Here is a 924-nt window from a genome sequence, read left to right as displayed (position 1 = left end):
TCAACTGATCGACTTCTTGAAATAGCTGATAATTTCCGCGGTGAAGCCGGTGAGAAGAAGAAAGAGGATCTAGAGTGGCGTAAGCTGCCTGTCGAAAAGCGACTCGAACACGCGCTTGTTAAAGGTATTACCACCTTTATTACAGAAGATACCGAAGAAGCTCGCGTCAAAGCAGCGAGACCAATTGAGGTCATCGAAGGCCCTTTAATGGATGGAATGAATGTCGTAGGCGACCTATTTGGCGAAGGTAAAATGTTCTTACCACAAGTCGTTAAAAGCGCCCGGGTAATGAAACAGTCAGTCGCACATCTCGTCCCCTTCATTGAAGCAGAAAAAAGTGATAAACAAACGACCAAGGGTAAAATCCTAATGGCCACCGCTAAAGGCGATGTACATGATATCGGCAAGAATATCGTTGGTGTCGTTTTACAGTGCAACAACTATGAAGTAATAGATCTTGGTGTAATGGTTCCTGCCGATAAAATACTTGCTGCCGCCAAAGAACATAATGTAGACATTATTGGAGTTAGTGGCCTAATCACACCGTCGCTTGACGAAATGGTCCATATCGCAAAAGAGCTGCAGCGAGAAGGCTTGGATATACCACTAATGATCGGTGGTGCAACGACCTCTAAGGCTCACACCGCTGTGAAGATAGAACCTCAGTATCAAAATAATATTTCAGTCTATGTCACAGATGCCTCACGTAGTGTCAGTGTTGCTACCTCTTTGTTAAGTGATACACAGCGTGACACCTTTGTCGAGAACGTGAAGGTGGAATATGAGACGGTACGCGAACGTCGTAAAAACCGCAGCGCCAAGTCCAGCTTCCTAAGCTATGAAAAAGCAGTAGCAAACAAGCTGTCACTTGATTGGAGCGGCTACGAACCAACTAAGCCGAAATTTACCGGCACCAAAATCTTT

1 protein-coding gene is annotated in these 924 nt (G+C 45.1%); it reads left to right on the top strand.

What is annotated here, in order from left to right:
* On the top strand, positions 1-924 hold a 924-nt coding region (locus A3735_RS28435), incomplete at both ends, for a B12-binding domain-containing protein (RefSeq protein ID WP_197486127.1).

The organism is Oleiphilus sp. HI0061, from assembly GCF_001635675.1.
Note: the sequence above shows the minus strand (reverse complement) of the source record. Positions and strands in the feature narration are given on the sequence as shown.